This is a genomic window from Pseudomonas carassii (assembly GCF_036324045.1).
GTDB classification, from domain to species: Bacteria; Pseudomonadota; Gammaproteobacteria; order Pseudomonadales; family Pseudomonadaceae; genus Aquipseudomonas; species Aquipseudomonas peradeniyensis.
The window spans coordinates 122,622-138,891 of sequence record NZ_JAZDCT010000008.1 but is presented as its reverse complement, the minus strand read 5'-3'; the positions used below and the strand labels follow the sequence as shown (position 1 = coordinate 138,891).

At 66.2% G+C, this 16,270-nt stretch carries 14 protein-coding genes; 6 read left to right on the top strand and 8 right to left on the bottom strand.

The genetic code is table 11. The features are described from left to right. Positions 1-30: 30 nt before the first annotated feature. The gene (locus tag V0R62_RS08650; RefSeq protein WP_330103428.1) at positions 31-1,053 is read left to right on the top strand and encodes a putative 2-aminoethylphosphonate ABC transporter substrate-binding protein; all 1,023 of its coding nucleotides are present in this window, start codon (positions 31-33) and stop codon (positions 1,051-1,053) included. Between the two features lie 81 nt (positions 1,054-1,134). Here the strand turns inward: V0R62_RS08650 and ilvD are convergent, their stop codons facing one another. Then, a complete protein-coding gene (ilvD, locus tag V0R62_RS08645; protein ID WP_330103427.1) occupies positions 1,135-2,976 on the bottom strand; it encodes a dihydroxy-acid dehydratase in 1,842 nt (613 codons plus the stop codon). A 316-nt stretch (positions 2,977-3,292) separates the two neighbouring features. Between ilvD and V0R62_RS08640 the strand changes: the two genes are divergently transcribed. Beyond that, complete coding sequence (locus tag V0R62_RS08640) at positions 3,293-4,969, top strand: DUF4153 domain-containing protein (protein WP_330103426.1); 1,677 nt, start codon at positions 3,293-3,295, stop codon at positions 4,967-4,969. Between the two features lie 172 nt (positions 4,970-5,141). Here V0R62_RS08640 and V0R62_RS08635 read toward each other — a convergent pair whose 3' ends face one another. Then, positions 5,142-6,338, bottom strand: coding sequence for a class I SAM-dependent rRNA methyltransferase (locus V0R62_RS08635; protein ID WP_330103425.1), 1,197 nt, complete (start codon positions 6,336-6,338; stop codon positions 5,142-5,144). A 252-nt stretch (positions 6,339-6,590) separates the two neighbouring features. Here V0R62_RS08635 and V0R62_RS08630 point away from each other — a divergent pair, with 252 nt between their 5' ends. Together V0R62_RS08630 and mutM are read left to right on the top strand one after the other, a co-directional pair. Then, entirely contained in the window at positions 6,591-7,409 is an 819-nt protein-coding gene (locus V0R62_RS08630) for an HDOD domain-containing protein (protein ID WP_186712322.1), read from the top strand. Positions 7,410-7,412: 3 nt separating this feature from the next. Beyond that, positions 7,413-8,225: a bifunctional DNA-formamidopyrimidine glycosylase/DNA-(apurinic or apyrimidinic site) lyase gene (gene mutM / locus V0R62_RS08625; RefSeq protein ID WP_330103424.1), complete on the top strand. Its 813-nt coding sequence runs from the start codon at positions 7,413-7,415 to the stop codon at positions 8,223-8,225. A 123-nt stretch (positions 8,226-8,348) separates the two neighbouring features. Here mutM and ggt read toward each other — a convergent pair whose 3' ends face one another. The 6 genes from ggt to V0R62_RS08595 all read right to left on the bottom strand — a co-directional run bounded on the left by ggt (position 8,349) and on the right by V0R62_RS08595 (position 14,548). Next, positions 8,349-10,046 carry a gamma-glutamyltransferase gene (gene ggt / locus V0R62_RS08620; RefSeq protein WP_330103423.1) on the bottom strand — a complete coding sequence of 566 codons (1,698 nt, stop codon included), beginning with the start codon at positions 10,044-10,046 and terminating at the stop codon, positions 8,349-8,351. Continuing rightward, a complete protein-coding gene (locus tag V0R62_RS08615; protein ID WP_011531711.1) occupies positions 10,046-10,297 on the bottom strand; it encodes a YfhL family 4Fe-4S dicluster ferredoxin in 252 nt (83 codons plus the stop codon). The genes ggt and V0R62_RS08615 overlap by 1 nt, the downstream gene beginning before the upstream one ends. A 109-nt stretch (positions 10,298-10,406) precedes the next feature. Continuing rightward, a complete protein-coding gene (gene coaD, locus V0R62_RS08610) occupies positions 10,407-10,886 on the bottom strand; it encodes a pantetheine-phosphate adenylyltransferase (protein WP_262974140.1) in 480 nt (159 codons plus the stop codon). Between the two features lie 111 nt (positions 10,887-10,997). Continuing rightward, entirely contained in the window at positions 10,998-12,596 is a 1,599-nt protein-coding gene (locus V0R62_RS08605) for a GMC family oxidoreductase (RefSeq protein ID WP_330103422.1), read from the bottom strand. 23 nt (positions 12,597-12,619) lie between these two features. Then, complete coding sequence (locus V0R62_RS08600; protein ID WP_330103421.1) at positions 12,620-13,105, bottom strand: twin-arginine translocation pathway signal protein; 486 nt, start codon at positions 13,103-13,105, stop codon at positions 12,620-12,622. A 12-nt stretch (positions 13,106-13,117) separates the two neighbouring features. Further along, complete coding sequence (locus V0R62_RS08595) at positions 13,118-14,548, bottom strand: coniferyl aldehyde dehydrogenase (protein WP_330103420.1); 1,431 nt, start codon at positions 14,546-14,548, stop codon at positions 13,118-13,120. Positions 14,549-14,693: 145 nt separating this feature from the next. On the opposite strand from V0R62_RS08595, the gene V0R62_RS08590 reads away from it, so the two are divergent. After that, positions 14,694-15,359: a TetR/AcrR family transcriptional regulator gene (locus tag V0R62_RS08590; RefSeq protein ID WP_050707373.1), complete on the top strand. Its 666-nt coding sequence runs from the start codon at positions 14,694-14,696 to the stop codon at positions 15,357-15,359. Positions 15,360-15,394: 35 nt separating this feature from the next. After that, positions 15,395-16,249, top strand: coding sequence for a sulfurtransferase (locus tag V0R62_RS08585; protein ID WP_330103419.1), 855 nt, complete (start codon positions 15,395-15,397; stop codon positions 16,247-16,249). The last annotated feature ends 21 nt before the right edge of the window (positions 16,250-16,270 follow it).

Below are 16,270 nucleotides of genomic sequence, written 5' to 3'. Positions count from 1 at the left end.
CCGACTGCCCACACTGATAGGAACCGCATCATGTTCAAGCCCCTCGCACTTGCCGCTGCCGTATCCGCCGTCTTCAGCCTGCAGGCCTCGGCCGCGACCCAGCTGACCGTCTACACCGCCCTCGAGGCCGAGCAGCTCAAGAGCTACAAGCAGGCTTTCGAAAAGGCCAACCCCGACATCGAGATCAAGTGGGTACGCGACTCCACCGGCATCATCACCGCCAAGCTGCTGGCCGAGAAGGAGCGTCCGCAGGCCGACGCGGTGTGGGGCCTGGCCGCTTCCAGCCTGGCTATCCTCGACCAGAACGGCATGCTCGAAGCCTATGCGCCGAAGGACCTGGGCAAGATCTCGGCCAACTACCGCGACGCCGCCAACCCGCCGGCCTGGGTGGGCATGGACGTGTGGGCCGCGACCATCTGCTTCAATACCGTCGAGGCCGAGAAGCAGGGCCTGAGCAAGCCGGTGAGCTGGCAGGACCTGACCAAGCCTGAATACAAGGGCAAGATCGTCATGCCCAACCCGGCCTCGTCCGGCACCGGCTTCCTGGATGTGAGCGCCTGGCTGCAGACCTTCGGCGAGCCGCAGGGCTGGGCCTACATGGATGCGCTGCACCAGAACATCGGCCAGTACGTTCATTCCGGCTCCAAACCGTGCAAGCTGGCCGCCGCCGGTGAGTTCCCGATCGGCATCTCGTTCGAGTACCCGGCCGTGCAGCTCAAGCGCCAGGGCGCGCCACTGGATATCGTGCTGCCGAAAGAAGGCCTGGGTTGGGAGATCGAAGCCACTGCGGTGATCAAGGGCTCGCCGAAGGCCGATGCCGCCAAGCGCCTGGCCGACTTCTCCGCCAGCCCCGCGGCCATGGAGCTGTACAAGGAGAACTTTGCCGTGCTCGCCGCGCCGGGCATCGCCAAGCCGCAGACCGAGTTGCCGGCGGACTACGAGCAGCGCCTGATCAAGAACGACTTCGCCTGGGCCTCGAAGAAACGCGACGAGATCCTCAGCGAGTGGCGCAAGCGCTATGACGGCAAGTCGGAAAAGGTCGCGCAACAGTAAGTCAGGCAAGGCCTGCGGCTTCGTTCACGGGCATATAAAAACCGGCGCACCAGGCGCCGGTTTTTTTATGCCGTCAGAGCCTCACAGCCCTTCGAGCATTGCCTTGTTGCGCACTGCGCCCTTGTCGGCGCTGGTGGCCAGCAGGGCATAGGCCTTGAGCGCGGTGGTCACCTTGCGTGGACGCACCTCGGCCGGCTTCCAGCCCTTCTTGTCCTGCTCGACGCGACGCTCGGCCAGCTCTTCGTCGCTGACCAGCAGGTTGATCGAACGGTTGGGGATGTCGATCAGCACCTTGTCGCCATCGCGCACCAGGCCGATGGCGCCGCCCGCTGCCGCTTCCGGCGAGGCGTGGCCGATCGACAGGCCCGAGGTGCCGCCGGAGAAACGACCGTCGGTGAGCAGGGCGCAGGCCTTGCCCAGGCCTTTGGATTTCAGGTACGAGGTCGGGTAGAGCATTTCCTGCATGCCCGGGCCGCCTTTCGGGCCTTCGTAGCGGATGATGACGATGTCGCCGGCCTGCACTTCGTCGGCGAGGATGCCGCGCACCGCGCTGTCCTGACTTTCGAAGATCTTCGCGGTGCCTTCGAACACGTGGATCGACTCATCGACACCGGCGGTCTTCACCACGCAGCCGTCCAGGGCGATGTTGCCGTACAGCACGGCCAGGCCGCCTTCCTGCGAGTAGGCGTGCTCGAAGCTGCGGATGCAGCCGTTCTCGCGGTCGTCGTCCAGGGTTTCCCAGCGGGTCGACTGGCTGAACGCGGTCTGCGTCGGGATGCCGGCCGGGCCTGCCTTGAAGAAGGTGTGCACGGCTTCGTCATCGGTCTGGGTGATGTCCCACTTGGCGATGGCTTCTTCCATGCTTGGGCTGTGCACGGTCGGCAGGTCGGTGTGCAGCAGGCCGCCACGGGCCAGCGAGCCGAGGATGCTGAAGATGCCGCCGGCGCGGTGCACGTCTTCCATGTGGTACTTCTGGATGTTCGGCGCCACCTTGCACAGTTGCGGCACCTTGCGCGACAGGCGATCGATGTCGCGCAGGTCGAAGTCCACCTCGCCTTCCTGGGCTGCGGCCAGCAGGTGCAGGATGGTGTTGGTCGAGCCGCCCATGGCGATGTCGAGCATCATGGCGTTCTCGAACGCCTTGAAGTTGGCGATGCTGCGCGGCAGTACCGACGCATCGTTCTCGCCGTAGTAGCGCTTGCACAGCTCGACGATGGTGCGCCCGGCGGTAAGGAACAGCTGCTCGCGGTCCGAGTGGGTGGCCAGGGTCGAGCCGTTGCCCGGCAGGGCGAGACCTAAGGCCTCGGTCAGGCAGTTCATCGAGTTGGCGGTGAACATGCCGGAGCACGAACCGCAGGTCGGGCAGGCGCTGCGCTCGTACTCGGCGACTTTTTCGTCCGAGGCCGAGGAGTCGGCGGCGATGACCATGGCGTCGACCAGGTCCAGGCCGTGGCTGGCCAGCTTGGTCTTGCCGGCTTCCATCGGGCCGCCGGAGACGAAGATCACCGGGATGTTCAGGCGCAGGGCGGCCATCAGCATGCCGGGGGTGATCTTGTCGCAGTTGGAGATGCAGACGATGGCGTCGGCGCAGTGGGCGTTGACCATGTACTCGACGGCGTCGGCGATGATCTCGCGGCTGGGCAGCGAGTACAGCATGCCGTCGTGGCCCATGGCGATGCCGTCGTCCACGGCGATGGTGTTGAACTCTTTCGCCACGCCACCGGCGCGTTCGATCTCGCGGGCGACCAGCTGGCCCAGGTCCTTCAGGTGCACATGCCCCGGGACGAACTGGGTGAACGAGTTGGCGATGGCGATGATCGGTTTCTTGAAGTCTTCGTCCTTCATCCCGGTGGCGCGCCACAGGGCACGGGCACCGGCCATGTTGCGGCCTTGGGTGGAAGTCTTGGAACGATAATCAGGCATGGAGCGCTCCTGGCGGCTAAATCAGGTCTCTAACTAGGGGAGTGAGCTTCTCTTGTCCTGAACGCCTGGGCCGGTTGCCACTGGCACGGATGGGGGTCGAAGGACCGCGCGGGATCACCGCAGGCTCGACCAGAGCTCATAAACCCGCCGGGGATGTCTGGCGATGAATGGCTCGATTCTACACCGCCGCGCCCGCGAGGGAATGGCGTTGTGATAATTGGCTGTCGCCACCCCGCAAGGTAAAGGCCTTGGCGTGGTCCGGGCGGGTTTGGGTAGACTTGCGCGCTTCCTGTTCTACTGGCCAAAAGGATTTGCAATGCCAGCGCCAAGTCGCTCCTTGTTGTTCTACGTCGTCATCGGCCTGATCCAGGGCCTGGTGCTGCTCACCACCGTGAAGGGGCAAGGCGAGCTGCTTGGCTTCAACCTGTCGGTAGCCCTGTGCGCCGCGGTGGTCGTGGCCGGCGTGAACCTGCAACTGCTCGGCAACGCGGTGCGCCAGCGTGGCACCGGCTGGCTGGTGCTGGGCCTGACCCTGCTGATCAGCGGGATCAGTGCCTGGGTCCTGGATAGCGAGCGCATGGGCTGGCTGCAGCAGACCTGGTTTCTGGCCGCCGTTGTGCTGGGCTATATCGGCACCGCGTTCATTCTTGCCTGGCCGACCCGCGAAAATGGGCGGCCGCGCTATGAGGACCTGTTCCGGCATGCCTGGAACAACGTGTTCATCCTTTTCCTGGCGCAACTGTTGACTGGCCTGTTCTGGCAGTTGCTGTGGTTGTGTGCGTTGCTGTTCGGCATGCTCGGCATACCGCAGGTCACGGATGTGGTGGAGTCCCCGGTGTTTCTCTGGCTGGTGCTGCCGGTGGTGTTCTCCCTGGGGATGCGCATGGGGCGGGACAACGAGAAGGTCATTGGGTTGTTGCGCGGCATCCTGTTGACACTCTGTCGCTTCCTGTTGCCGTTGAGTGCGCTGATCGCCGTGGTGTTCACCCTGACACTGCCCTTCAGCGGCCTGCAGCCCGTGTGGGACACGGGCTATTCGACCGCTCTGCTGTTGGTGCTGGCAGGTATCAACCTGTTCCTGGCCAATGGCGTGTTTCAGGACGGCCATCAGGGCAATGCCTATCCTGCGCCGCTCAAACGCTTGGTTGAAGCCAGCCTGCTCTGCCTGCCGGTACTGGTGGGCCTGGCGGCTTATGCCAGCTGGATGCGCATCGACCAGTACGGCCTGACCCCATCGCGCATCATGGCCATGCTGTTGGTGGGTGTGATGCTGGCGCACAGTCTGGCGGCGGTGTGGGCGGTGGCAAGCTCACGGCAGGCCTGGCTGAATAGCCTGCGGCTGAGCAACCCGTTGATCGCCTTGCTCAGCGCGGTGTTGATAGTGCTGTTCTATACACCGTTGCTCGACCCGCAGGTGTTGAGTGCGAAGAGTCAGGTCGAGCGCCTGCTCGGTGGACGCACGCCGATTACCGAGTTCGATGCCGGGACCTTGTACCGCGACCTCGGTCAGCCTGGGCGTGCAGCCTTCGAGCAATTGGAGAAGCGGCTGGAAACGGATGAACTGTTCGATGCGGGTCGCCGCGAGCAATTGCTGGCGTTGATGGCGCAGGTACGTCGGCCGGAGGTGGTCGAAACGTATGGTCCGAAGTTCGAGTGGCTGGGGCCGGAGCAGTCCACCAGCGAGTCACTGGCCGATTCGACGCTTGCTCAAAGCCAGTGCGGTGGCAAGGGATGCTACCTGTGGGCAGTCGATCTGGATGGTGATGGGCACAATGAAGTGTTGATGATCCCACGGCACACCTATGCATCGAGTGTGTTCGTGTTCACCTGGGAAGAGCGGGAGTGGCGTGAGGTGGGCAGCCTGAGCGGCAAGATGGAAAACCTCGAGGGCCTGGCCAAGGGCATTCGCGAGGGCGCGGTGAAACTGGTGGCGCCGCGTTACAAGACGCTCAGTATCGATGGGCAGGAACTTGTGCCGGACTTCAGGCGGTAGCGGTTGGCGTGCGTCAAGCGTGATCGTTCAAGGTAGCCGGGGCCGCCTTGCGGCCCTTTCCGGCCGGTCCGACGCCTTGGCAAGGCCGCTCCTACAGTGACCGCGTAATCAACCACTGTAGGAGCGGCCTCGTGCCGCGAAAGGCTGCGCGGCAGCCTCAAACAAACGCCGCTTAGCTGTTGGGCAGCAACCGGCAGGTGATGCTCTTGATGTAGCGGGTCTCGGCGATTGCCGGGTGTACCGGGTGGTCCGGGCCCTGGCCGCCGCGCTCGAGCATTTGCAGGTTGCGGTCCAGGTGGCGGGCGCTGGTCAGCAGGATGTTGTTCAGGTCGTCCTCGGGCAGGTGCATCGAGCACGAGGCGCTGACCAGGATGCCGTCCTTGGTGAGCATGCGCATGGCCTGTTCGTTGAGGCGGCGGTAGGCGGCCTCGCCGTTCTTCAGGTCCTTCTTGCGCTTGATGAAGGCGGGCGGGTCGGCAATGATCACGTCGAAACGCTCTTCGGCGGCCTTCAGCTCGCGCAGGGCCTCGAACACGTCGCCTTCGATGCAGGTCAGCTTCTCGCTGATGCCGTTCAGCGCGGCGTTGCGCTCGACACCGTCGAGGGCGAAGCCCGAGGCGTCCACGCAGAATACTTCGCTGGCGCCGAATGCGCCGGCCTGCACGCCCCAGCCGCCGATGTAGCTGAACAGGTCGAGCACGCGCTTGCCCTTGACGTAGGGGGCCAGGCGGGCGCGGTTCATGCGGTGGTCGTAGAACCAGCCGGTCTTCTGGCCCTCGCGCACGGGGGCCTCGAACTTCACGCCGTTCTCTTCCAGCGCGACCCAGTCCGGCACTTCGCCGTAGACGGTCTCGACATAGCGGCCGAGGCCTTCGGCGTCACGGGCGGCGGAGTCGTTCTTGAACAGGATGCCACTCGGCTTGAGGACCTGGGCCAGGGCGGCGATGACGTCGTCCTTGTGCGCTTCCATGGTGGCCGAGGCCAGTTGCACCACGAGGATGTCGAAGAAGCGGTCGACCACCAGGCCCGGCAGCAGGTCGGAGTCGCCGTAGACCAGGCGGTAGCACGGCTTGTCGAACAGGCGCTCGCGCAGCGACAGGGCCACGTTCAGGCGGTGCACCAGCAGCGACTTGTCCAGCGGCAGCTTGACGTCGCGCGACAGGAGGCGGGCGCAGATCAGGTTGTTCGGGCTCATGGCCACCACGCCCAGGGGCTTGCCGTTGGCGGCTTCGAGGATGGCCTGCTGGCCGGCCTTCAGGCCTTGCAGCGGGGTCGCGGCGACGTCGACTTCATTGCTGTAGACCCACAGGTGGCCGGCGCGCAGGCGGCGGTCGGCATTGGCTTTGAGGCGAAGGCTGGGCAGGGACATGACGTCGCTCCGGGAAAAAAGAGCGGGAGTATACCGTGTTGGCCTCGGCTTCGCTGGTGGGCGCGACCAAGCGCGAGCCTCGTCTTGGGGCTGGCCGGCTCCGGCAGGCTAAAGAAATTCTTGGATCCAACGATCCACTGATAGTTACCCTGCCGGCGTACAGGGTTAGAATCCCCCGTCCCCAGCGAGAATGCACGAATGTCCCAGGAACTTACCGCCGAACAGATCCAGCAAGCCCTGCAGGGCATCACCATCCCGCCGCAGCCGCAGATCATGGTCGACCTGCAGTTCGAGCAGTACATGCCCGACCCGGACCTTGAGACCATCGCCAAGCTGATCAGCCAGGACCCGGGTCTGTCCGGTGCCCTGCTGAAGCTGGTCAACTCGGCGCAGTTCGGCCTGGCGAACAAGATCGGTTCGATCCAGCGCGCCGTGAACCTGTTGGGCAGCCGTTCGATCATCAACCTGATCAACGCTCAGTCGATCAGGGGTGAAATGACCGACGAGACCATCGTCACCCTCAACCCGTTCTGGGACACCGCCCAGGACGTGGCCATGACCTGCCTGACCCTGGCCAAGCGCACCGGCATCCAGGCGGTGGACGAGGCCTACACCCTGGGCCTGTTCCACGACTGCGGCGTGCCGCTGATGCACAAGCGCTTCCCCAACTACATGGAAGTGCTGGAAGAGTCCTACGCCAAGGCCAATGACGAGGTCCGCGTGGTGGACACCGAGAACCGCGTGTTCAACACCAACCACTCGGTGGTCGGCTACTTCACCGCCAAGTCCTGGCGCCTGCCGGAGCACATCAGCGCCGCCATCGCCAACCACCACAACGCCCTGGCGGTGTTCCGCGACGAGTCCTCGCGCAATACCCAGACCCAGCTGAAGAACCTGTTGGCGGTGTTGAAGATGTCCGAGCACATCTGCGCCTCCTACCGTGTGCTGGGCAACCAGAGCGTCGACCACGAGTGGAACATGGTTGGCCCGCTGGTGCTGGACTACATCGGCCTGACCGAATACGACTTCGAGCAGCTCAAGCAGAATATCCGCGAATTGGGCGGGCACTGAGCCATGCCGGAACTGCCAGAGGTCGAGACGACGCGGCGCGGCATCGCGCCCCACCTGGAAGGGCTGCGGGTCAGCCGCGTGGTGGTGCGCGACCGGCGCCTGCGCTGGCCGATCCCGGAAGACCTCGACGTGCGCCTGTCGGGGCAGCGCATCGTCAGCGTCGAGCGCCGCGCCAAGTACCTGCTGATCAACGCCGAGGTCGGCACCTTGATCAGCCACCTGGGCATGTCGGGCAACCTGCGCCTGGTCGAACTGGGCTTGCCGGCGGCCAAGCACGAACATGTGGATATCGAACTCGAGTCGGGGCTGATGCTGCGCTACACCGACCCGCGCCGCTTCGGCGCCATGCTCTGGAGCCTCGATCCGCTCAACCACGAACTGCTGATCCGGCTGGGGCCGGAGCCGCTGACCGACCTGTTCGACGGCGAACGGTTGTTCCAGCTGTCCCGTGGCCGGTCGATGGCGGTCAAGCCGTTCATCATGGACAACGCGGTGGTGGTGGGGGTGGGTAACATCTACGCCACCGAAGCGCTGTTCGCCGCCGGGATCGACCCGCGCCGCGAGGCGGGCGGGATCTCCCGGGCGCGTTACCTGAAGCTGGCTATCGAGATCAAGCGGGTGCTGGCGGCGGCCATCGAGCAGGGCGGCACGACCTTGCGTGACTTTATTGGTGGCGATGGCCAGCCGGGATACTTCCAGCAGGAACTGTTCGTCTATGGACGCGGTGGCCAGCCGTGCAAGGTGTGTGGCACCGAGTTGCGTGAAGTGAAGCTGGGACAGCGGGCGAGCGTTTTCTGCCCGAAATGCCAGCGCTGATCCACTGGGGCCGCTTTGCGGCCCTGTTCGGCCGGTCCGGCGCCCCGGCAAGGTCGCTCCTACAGACGGAACGCGATTCCCTGTAGGAGCGGCCTTGCGCCGCGATGGGCTGCGCAGCAGCCCTCAGGGCCGTGTTGCCTTGCCGAGAATCACCGCCTCGCCCACACCCCGCGGATCACTGGCCGCCTCGACAGTCCCGCCAGCCTTGTCCCAATACAGCACCTGCTGGTTCCCGTATTGGCGCCCGACATCCTTCAGCCGATACCCACGCCCTTCAAGCTCGGCTTTCTGCCCAGCACTGAACGTCCCCGGCTCATGCTCCACCACATCCGGCAGGTACTGATGGTGGTAACGCGGCGTCGCCGGCCACTCGGCCACCGGCTTGCCTTCGAGGAACCCCAGCACCGACAGCAGCACCATGCTCGGAATCCGGCTTCCGCCTGGTGTGCCAAAGCTGGCGAACTGGCTTGGGCTTTCGATGAAGGTCGGGCTCATGCTCGACAAGGGTCGCTTGCCCGCCGCCACCGCGTTGGCCTTGCTGCCGGCCAGGCCATAGCTGTTGCTGCCGGTGGGATCGGCGGCAAAGTCGTCCATCTCGTTGTTCAGCACAACGCCGGTGCCGGGCACGCTGAACGCCGCGCCGAACGGCAGGTTGACCGACAGCGTGGCGGACACCGCATTGCCGTCGGTGTCGATCACCGTGAAGTGGGTGGTGTGATCGCCTTCGCGCCAGGCGGGTGACGGGGGCAGGGCGCTGCTGGGGGTGGCCTGGCGCACGTCGATGCTGTCGGCCAGGCCGGTCAGGTACTGGCGCGCCAGCAGGCGGTTGATGGGGTTGGCCACGTAGTCCGGGTCGCCCAGCAGCCCGCGGTCGCGGTAGGCCCGGCGCAGCACTTCGATCACATAGTGGCTGCGCTGCACGGGTTCGGCGCTCTGCCAGGGCAGGCGCTGGAGCATGGCCAGGCTCTGGGCCAGGGCCACGCCACCGGCCGAGGGCGGTGGACTGCTGATCAGCTCGCGCTGGTCGGCCAGTGGATAACGCAGCGGCTCGCGCCAGGCGGTGTGGTAGCCGGCGAGGTCATCGAGGGTCCAGATACCGCCGGCCTGACGCACGCCATCGACCAGCCGGTGGGCCGTCGGGCCACGGTAGAAACCGTCGCGCCCATGCTCGGCCAACGCCAGCAGGGTCGCGGCCAGTTCCGGCTGGCGAATCACCGTGCCGAGTGCCGGTACATCGTTGCCGGCGAGGAACAACCGGGCGCTTTCGGCATTGTCGCGCAGGGCGCTCAGGCGCATGGTCGCGCGGTCGCGGTAGATGCGGTCGACGGCAAAGCCCTGGTTGGCCAGGCGAATGGCCGGGGCCAGGCTGTCCTTGAGCGGCAGCCTGCCGTGGGTCGCGGCCAGGTCGGCCAGCGCCTGGGGCAGGCCGGGGATAGCCGCGGCCAGTGGGCCATTGACCGACAGGCCCGGCTGCACCTGGCCGTCCTTGAGGTACATGTCGGCCCGGGCGGCGGCCGGGGCGCGTTCGCGGGCGTCGAGGAAGGCATAGCGTGGGCTGTCAGCACTCTCGCGCAGCAGGAAGAACCCGCCACCGCCAAGGCCGGAGCCATAGGGCTCGACAACGGCCAGCGTGGCGCCAATGGCCACGGCGGCATCGAAAGCGTTGCCGCCCTGCTGCAGGATCTGCCTTGCCGCCGCGGTGGCTTCGCCGTGCGGGCTGGCGATCGCCGCCTGACCTGGCCCGGCGGCCAGGGCGCCATGGGCCAGCAGCGCCAGGAGGGCGCCGAGGGCTGCGTGGCGAAGCGCGGCGACGAACGGCATCAGGCCTTGCCGGTGATCCGGCGGTACTTGGCCATCAGTTCGTCTTCGGTTTCCGGGTGGGCTTCATCCAGGGGGATGCAGTCCACCGGGCAGACCTGCTGGCACTGGGGCTCGTCGTAGTGGCCGACGCACTGGGTGCACAGGTTCGGGTCGATCACGTAGATCTCTTCGCCTTGCGAGATGGCGGCGTTCGGGCACTCGGGTTCGCAGACGTCGCAGTTGATGCAATCGTCGGTGATGATCAGGGACATGGGGACTCCGGCCGGGGCGTTGGGCCCGGGCATGTTTCAAAGCGATGGGCACAATTGTGCCGGATTCGCGCCCGCAGTGCACGCGGGCGCGACATCGTGACCGCGAGGCTTACTTGCGGAAGCGCTCAGTCAGCGCGTCGGCCACGGCAGGGTGGACGAACTTGCTGATATCGCCGCCCAACGCGGCGATTTCCCGGACCAACGTCGAGGAAATGAACGAATAGCGCTCGGACGGCGTGAGGAACAGGCTCTCGACGTCCGGCGCCAGCTGGCGGTTCATGTTGGCCAACTGGAACTCGTACTCGAAGTCGGATACCGCGCGCAGGCCGCGCAGGAACACATTGGCGTTCTGCTCCTTGGCGAAATGCGCCAGCAGCGAGGAGAAGCCGATGACTTCGACATTGGGCAGGTGCTTGGTGACCTCGCGGGCCAGCTCGACCCGTTGTTCCAGGGGGAACAGGGGGTTTTTCTTGGGGCTGGCCGCCACGGCGATGATCACATGGTCGAACAGGCGCGAGGCGCGCTCGACCAGGTCGCCATGGCCTTTGGTAATGGGGTCGAAAGTACCCGGGTACAACACTCGGTTCATCGCGTCATCCTGGCTGGAGTGCGTTGGGGAGTCGGATGGTAGCGCAGCGATTGCGCCCGGCCAAGTCGCGTGGCTGGTCGATGGCACTATAGACAGCATGGCTATTGGCTGTCATGCGCCGGATGCCAGGCGGCCGACCAGCGCCTCGCTGAGCAGGGCGGTCAGGGCATAGACCGACAGCTGCGGGTTGGCGCCGATGCTGGTGGGGAACAGCGAACCGTCGTGGACCGACAGGTTTTCCAGCTGGTGATGCCGGCCCAGGCTGTCGCACACCGCCTGGCGCGGATCCTCGCCCAGGGCGCAGCCGCCCATGACGTGGGCGCTGCCCAGGCGCATGCGAAACAGTTCCAGGGGCAGGTTGTCGATCAATGCCTTGGCCTGTTCCGGGTTGTCGGCATACCGGGCATCGCCATGCACCGGCAGCACCCGGCGAGCACCGGCGGCGAACTGGATCTGCGCCATGCTGTGCCAGGCCCGGCGCAGCCCGTCGCGCAGGTAGTCGGTGACCGGGTAGTCGAGCACCGGCGAACCATCACCACGCAACTCCACCTGGCCGCCGGGGCTGTCCGGGTGGAAACCATCGCGCAGCAGCGCCAGCATCACGTGGGTATAGGGCAATTCGGCCATGCGCAGGGCATTGTCCCGGCCATGGCCGCCGAGCAGGGTGCTGGCCAGGGCCGGGTGCAGCGGCGGGACTTCGAGCTTGTAGCCGACCGGGCCGGCGACGCCGTCCTGCCACTGGAACTGGTCGCTGTAGATTGACTGCGGCGCGCCATAGTACGGGTCGATCTTCGTCTCGAACTGCGCGGCGCTGAAGTTGACCAGGTGCAGGAAGGTGCGCTTGCCCAGGCGCTGGTGAGGATCGGGCGCATCGGAGCGCAGCAGCAGCGCCGGGCTGTTGATGCCGCCGCCGGCCAGTACGTAATGGCGGGCGCGCACCCGCACCTGGCGGCCGGTGGGCTGGATCCCCTGAGCGTCCAGGGCCTGGCATTGCAGGTAGTCGATGCGTTGGCCGTCGTGGCTGAAGCGCTCGGCACGGGCCAGGTAAAGCAATTCGCCGCCTTGCTCGAGGGTGGCCGGAATGCTGGTGACCAGCATCGACTGTTTGGCGTTGACCGGGCAGCCCATGCCGCAGTAGCCCAGGTTCCAGCAGCCGCGCACGTTGCGCGGGATCACCGCCCAGCGCAGGCCGAGCGCCTCGCAGCCGCGACGCAACACGTCGTTGTTGGCATTGGGCGGCATCATCCAGGGGCTGATGCCCAGGTGCTGCTCCATGCGTTCGAACCAGGGCTTGAGGCTGTCGCTGTCCAGGCCCTTGACCCCATGTTCGCGGGCCCAGTGCTCCAGGGTCTGTGGCGGCGTGCGGAAGCTCGAGGTCCAGTTGACCAGGGTGGTGCCGCCCACCGCCCGGCCCTGCAGGATGGTGATGGCGCCATCCTTGCTCAGGCGGCCCAGGCCCTCCTGGTAGAGGTCGGCATAGGCCTCGTGCTCCAGCAGGTGGAAGTCGCTGCTGGTCTTCAGCGGGCCTTCCTCGATCAGCAGCACCTTCAGGCCGGCCGCGCTCAGCCGCTCGGCGGTTGTGGCGCCGCCCGCACCACTGCCGATCACGGCGATGTCGGCTTCAAGGCTCAGGTCCTGCTCCAGGCGCGAGCCATCGTGGGTGATCCAGCCTCGAGCGAGGCCTTGGCGAAACGGGTCGGGGACGGGCATTTGGCGATGCTCTTGTCAGTGGGTCAGATCTTCGGCGGTCCTGGATAGCCGCAGGCCGCCCAGGCCTCGGGGCGTTCGTACCAGGCCATGAGCAGCAGTTGCAGCAGCGAGGCATGACCCTGGCGCAGCAGGTTCAGCGAACTGTCCCGCCAGCGTTCGAGAAAGCGCTCCAGCTCGCTCTGCGTGGCGTCGGCCCAGCCGCCCCAGATACCGGTCAGCGGCCCTCGGGTAAGCGGCAGGGTGAGCACGTCGAACAGTTGCCGGGTCAGCTTGAGCATGGCGGGCGACAGCGCCGCCAGCTTGTGGTCGAGGCTGTGCAGCACCAATTCGGTGGAAGCGCTGGTACCCGCCAGCACGACGGGTACCAGGGCCTGCAACAGAGGCAGGTCGTCATCGCGCAGGACCTGATAACCGGGCGAGGCCGTCTGCGGCGAGCAGCCGACCAGGCTGGTGGCGCCCAGGAACAGGCTGGCGCCGAAGCTGAACCTGAGCAGGTCGCGGCGATGCATACGCGCCGGCGCTCAGCGGATGAACAGCTTGTAGACCAGGCGCTGCAAGGCTTTGCCATAGGGCGGATAGATCGTCTTGGCGGCATTGATGCGCTGCTTGGCCAGCACGGCCTTGGCCTTGCTGAAGGTCAGGAAGCCCTCGTGGCCATGGTAGTGGCCCATGCCGGACGGGCCGACGCCGCCGAACGGCAGGTCGTCCTGGGCCACATGCAGCAGGGTGTCGTTGAGGCAGACCCCGCCGGAGTGGGTGTCGCGCAGTACCCGTGCCTGCTCGCCCTTGTCGTAGCCGAAATAGTAGAGCGCCAGGGGCCGGGGACGCTGGTTGATGTAGGCCAGAGCGTCGTCCAGGCGGTCGTAGGGCACCAGGGGCAGCAACGGGCCGAAGATCTCGTCCTGCATCACCTGCATGCCGTCGTGCACCTGCAGCAGCAGGTGTGGCGGTAGATGGCGGCCCTGGCGGGGTTCGTCGGGGTAGAGGTCGACCACCTGGGCGCCTTGCTCGCGGGCATCGTCCAGCAGGCGATTGAGGCGAGCGAGCTGGCGCTCGTTGATGATCGCGCTGTAGTCGGGGTTGTCGGTCAGGCGCGGATAGAAGCGGTGCACGGCGCGCCGGTAGGCTTCGGCGAAGGCGTCCAGGCGCTCGCGGGGCACCAGCACGTAGTCGGGGGCGACGCAGGTCTGCCCGGCATTGAGGGTCTTGCCGAAGGCGATGCGTTCGGCGGCGGTGTCCAGCGGCACATTGGCCGAGACGATGGCCGGCGACTTGCCGCCCAGCTCCAGGGTCACCGGGGTGAGGTTCTGCGCGGCGGCCAGCATCACATGGCGGCCGACGCTGGTGGCCCCGGTGAACAGCAGGTGGTCGAACGGCAGGCGGGCGAAGGCCTGGCCGACCTCCACCTCGCCCAGTACTACACTGACCAGGTCGCTGGGGAATACACGCCCGAGCAACTCCTTGATGGCCTGCCCGCTGGCGGGCGTGGACTCGCTGAGCTTGAGCATCACCCGGTTGCCGGCGGCCAGGGCGCCGGTCAGCGGGCCGATGGCGAGGAACAGCGGGTAGTTCCACGGCACGATGATCCCCACCACCCCCAGTGGTTGGTACTCAACCCGCGCGCTGGCGGGCTGGAAGGCCAGGCCAACCTTGCGCCGCGAGGCGCGCATCCAGCGCCCCAGCTGTTTTTCCGCGTCGCGCAGGCCGAGGACCGACGGCATCAGCTCGGCGATCAGGGTCTCGTCGCGGCTGCGGCCGCTGAAGTCGGCGTCGATGGTCGCGATCAGCGTCTCCTGCTCGGCCAGCAGCGCCTCGCGCAGGCTTTTCAGCCACTGCCGACGTTGCGCGGCCGGGGGCATCGGGTTTTCGGCAAAGGCCCGACGCAGGGCGTCGAACGTCGCTTGCAGGTCGAGGTCGGATTGCACAGGGGGGAGGACGGCAGGCGAGGTCATGGCGGCTCCGGGGGTGATAAGTGAATAGAGCATATACTCTAATTGGTACGATGGTGCACTATTTTTCACCTGGCCGGCGGTGCACCCGACCTGCGGGAAGCCGTAAGATGGGCCCGATCAATCAAGCTGGAGACTGGAGCTGAGCATGGCCCCGCGCATGAAGACCCGAGAGCGCATCGTGCAGAGCAGCCTGGAGCTGTTCAACCAGCAGGGCGAGCGTTGCGTCAGCACCAACCATATTGCCGCGCACATGGAGATCTCACCCGGCAACCTGTACTACCACTTCCCCAACAAGCAGGCGATCATCGCCGTGCTGTTCAACCAGTACGAAGAGCTGGTCGACAGCTTCCTGCGTCCGCCCCAGGGCCGCATCGCCACCGTCGAGGACAAGCGCTTCTACCTCAAGGCGCTGCTGGCGGCGATGTGGAACTACCGTTTCCTGCACCGCGACCTGGAACACCTGCTCGACAGCGACCCGGAACTGGCCGCCCGTTACCGGCGTTTCTCGCGGCGCTGCCTGCTGCAGGGGCAGGCGATCTACCGGGGCTTCGTCGAGGCCGGCATCCTGAGCATGGACGGCCCGCAGATCGAGTCGCTGACCATCAACGCGTGGATCGTGCTGACCTCCTGGGTGCGTTTTCTCAGCACCACCCGCGAGCATTGCGCGCACCTGGGTGAAGAAGCGTTCATGCGCGGCGTCTATCAGGTGGTGGTACTGGAACTGGGGTATGTCACCCCGGGCTCGCGTGCCGCGGTGCAGGCGTTGTGCGATGAGTTCCACGTCCCGTTCAACCAGGCCCTGGAGCAGTGATCCGGGGTCTTCGAGCCATTCATCAGGAGATTGTCATGCCCCTTGCGCAACTGATCACCCCGCAACAGCTGGCCGAACGCCTGGACGCGCCCGGCCTGGTGATCCTCGATTGCCGCTTTGCCCTGGAGGACGTCGATTACGGCCAACGCAGCTATGCCGAGGGGCATATCGCCGGGGCGCATTTCGCCGACCTCGAGCGTGACCTGAGCGGGCCGGTGGTCAAGGGCCGCACGGGTCGTCATCCGCTGCCCGATCCGCAGCGGCTGGTGGAGCGCCTGCGCGAGTGGGGCGTGGACAACGACAGCCAGGTGGTGCTCTACGACGACGGTCCCGGCGCCTATGCCGCGCGCGCCTGGTGGCTGCTGGCCTGGCTGGGCAAGCGCGAGGCGGTGTTCATCCTCGACGGCGGCCTGAAGGCCTGGCACGCCGCCCACTTGCCATTGAGCCTGGACCCGCCCGTGCGTCGCGAGGGGACGTTCAGCGGCGAGCCAGACATGAAGCTGCAGATCGACGCCACGCACCTGGGCAAGCGCCTGGACGATCCGGCGCTGACGCTGATCGATGCCCGCGGGCTGCCGCGTTTTCGTGGCGAGATGGAGCCGATCGACCCGGTGGCCGGGCACATTCCAGGTGCCCAGTGCGCGGCGTTCACCGATAACCTTGGCGCCGACGGGCGTTTCCTGCCGGCCGACACATTGAAGCAGCGTTTTGCCGAAAAGCTGGCCGGCCGCTCGCCGGAGGACCTGGTGGCCTATTGCGGTTCTGGCGTGACCGCCTGCCACAACCTGTTTGCCCTGGCGCTGGCGGGGTATCCGCTGGGGCGGCTGTATGCCGGGTCGTGGAGTGAGTGGATCAACGATCCGCAGCGCGGCGTGGCCACTGGCGAGTAATTCGTAGCGTTGGAGCGGGCT

Bases quoted from the DNA above. Each gene is read 5' to 3' on its own strand.
- ilvD (WP_330103427.1), bottom strand. From the start codon at position 2,976: ATGCCTGATTATCGTTCCAAGACTTCCACCCAAGGCCGCAACATGGCC.
- V0R62_RS08615 (WP_011531711.1), bottom strand. From the start codon at position 10,297: ATGTCCCTGATCATCACCGACGATTGCATCAACTGCGACGTCTGCGAA.
- mutM (WP_330103424.1), top strand. From the start codon at position 7,413: ATGCCGGAACTGCCAGAGGTCGAGACGACGCGGCGCGGCATCGCGCCC.
- V0R62_RS08595 (WP_330103420.1), bottom strand. From the start codon at position 14,548: ATGACCTCGCCTGCCGTCCTCCCCCCTGTGCAATCCGACCTCGACCTG.
- V0R62_RS08585 (WP_330103419.1), top strand. From the start codon at position 15,395: ATGCCCCTTGCGCAACTGATCACCCCGCAACAGCTGGCCGAACGCCTG.
- coaD (WP_262974140.1), bottom strand. From the start codon at position 10,886: ATGAACCGAGTGTTGTACCCGGGTACTTTCGACCCCATTACCAAAGGC.
- V0R62_RS08640 (WP_330103426.1), top strand. From the start codon at position 3,293: ATGCCAGCGCCAAGTCGCTCCTTGTTGTTCTACGTCGTCATCGGCCTG.
- V0R62_RS08605 (WP_330103422.1), bottom strand. From the start codon at position 12,596: ATGCCCGTCCCCGACCCGTTTCGCCAAGGCCTCGCTCGAGGCTGGATC.
- ggt (WP_330103423.1), bottom strand. From the start codon at position 10,046: ATGCCGTTCGTCGCCGCGCTTCGCCACGCAGCCCTCGGCGCCCTCCTG.
- V0R62_RS08650 (WP_330103428.1), top strand. From the start codon at position 31: ATGTTCAAGCCCCTCGCACTTGCCGCTGCCGTATCCGCCGTCTTCAGC.
- V0R62_RS08600 (WP_330103421.1), bottom strand. From the start codon at position 13,105: ATGCATCGCCGCGACCTGCTCAGGTTCAGCTTCGGCGCCAGCCTGTTC.
- V0R62_RS08635 (WP_330103425.1), bottom strand. From the start codon at position 6,338: ATGTCCCTGCCCAGCCTTCGCCTCAAAGCCAATGCCGACCGCCGCCTG.
- V0R62_RS08590 (WP_050707373.1), top strand. From the start codon at position 14,694: ATGGCCCCGCGCATGAAGACCCGAGAGCGCATCGTGCAGAGCAGCCTG.